The 1,853-nt window shown below is 56.6% G+C and carries 1 rRNA gene (cut by a window edge); it reads right to left on the bottom strand.

The features are described 5' to 3' along the window. Positions 1-21: 21 nt before the first annotated feature. A 23S ribosomal RNA gene (locus ACFWM2_RS40385) occupies positions 22-1,853 on the bottom strand; it runs 728 nt beyond the window's last position.

Genomic DNA, 1,853 nt, shown 5'->3' with positions numbered 1-1,853 from the left:
ACACAGTGGACGCGAGCAACTGAGGACAAGCCCTCGGCCTATTAGTACCAGTCACCTCCAGCGGTTACCCGCCTTCCAGATCTGGCCTATCAACCCAGTCGTCTACTGGGAGCCTTAACCCCTCAAGGGGGTGGGAATACTCATCTCGAAGCAGGCTTCCCGCTTAGATGCTTTCAGCGGTTATCCCTCCCGAACGTAGCCAACCAGCCATGCCCTTGGCAGGACAACTGGCACACCAGAGGTTCGTCCGTCCCGGTCCTCTCGTACTAGGGACAGCCCTTCTCAATATTCCTACGCGCACAGCGGATAGGGACCGAACTGTCTCACGACGTTCTAAACCCAGCTCGCGTACCGCTTTAATGGGCGAACAGCCCAACCCTTGGGACCGACTCCAGCCCCAGGATGCGACGAGCCGACATCGAGGTGCCAAACCATCCCGTCGATATGGACTCTTGGGGAAGATCAGCCTGTTATCCCCGGGGTACCTTTTATCCGTTGAGCGACGGCGCTTCCACAAGCCACCGCCGGATCACTAGTCCCGACTTTCGTCCCTGCTCGACCCGTCGGTCTCACAGTCAAGCTCCCTTGTGCACTTACACTCAACACCTGATTACCAACCAGGCTGAGGGAACCTTTGGGCGCCTCCGTTACTCTTTAGGAGGCAACCGCCCCAGTTAAACTACCCATCAGACACTGTCCCTGATCCGGATCACGGACCCAGGTTAGACATCCAGCACGACCAGAGTGGTATTTCAACGATGACTCCCCCTGAGCTGGCGCTCAGAGTTCACAGTCTCCCACCTATCCTACACAAGCCGAACCGAACACCAATATCAAACTATAGTAAAGGTCCCGGGGTCTTTCCGTCCTGCTGCGCGAAACGAGCATCTTTACTCGTAGTGCAATTTCACCGGGCCTATGGTTGAGACAGTCGAGAAGTCGTTACGCCATTCGTGCAGGTCGGAACTTACCCGACAAGGAATTTCGCTACCTTAGGATGGTTATAGTTACCACCGCCGTTTACTGGCGCTTAAGTTCTCAGCTTCGCACACCCGAAAGTGCACTAACCGGTCCCCTTAACGTTCCAGCACCGGGCAGGCGTCAGTCCGTATACATCGCCTTACGGCTTCGCACGGACCTGTGTTTTTAGTAAACAGTCGCTTCTCGCTGGTCTCTGCGGCCACCCCCAGCTCACCGAGTAAATCGGATCACCAGTGATGGCCCCCCTTCTCCCGAAGTTACGGGGGCATTTTGCCGAGTTCCTTAACCATAGTTCACCCGAACGCCTCGGTATTCTCTACCTGACCACCTGAGTCGGTTTAGGGTACGGGCCGCCATAAAACTCGCTAGAGGCTTTTCTCGACAGCATAGGATCATCCACTTCACCACAATCGGCTCGGCATCAGGTCTCAGCCTTGATGTGCGACGGATTTACCTATCACACGGCCTACACCCTTACCCCGGGACAACCACCGCCCGGGATGGACTACCTTCCTGCGTCACCCCATCACTCACCTACTGCAGGTCTGGTCCGTCGGCTCCACCACTTTCCTTTCCCCGAAGGGTCCGGAACGGCTTCACGGACTTAGCATCGCCTGGTTCAATGTTTGACGCTTTACAGCGGGTACCGGAATATCAACCGGTTATCCATCGACTACGCCTGTCGGCCTCGCCTTAGGTCCCGACTTACCCTGGGCAGATCAGCTTGACCCAGGAACCCTTAGTCAATCGGCGCACACGTTTCTCACGTGTGTATCGCTACTCATGCCTGCATTCTCACTCGTGAACCGTCCACCACTAGCTTCCGCTGCGGCTTCACCCGGCACACGACGCTCCCCTACCCATCCACACGG

Source organism: Streptomyces sp. NPDC058371, assembly GCF_042723265.1.
In the GTDB taxonomy this organism is placed as follows: domain Bacteria; phylum Actinomycetota; class Actinomycetes; order Streptomycetales; family Streptomycetaceae; genus Streptomyces.
This window is presented reverse-complemented; position numbering and strand designations above follow the sequence as displayed.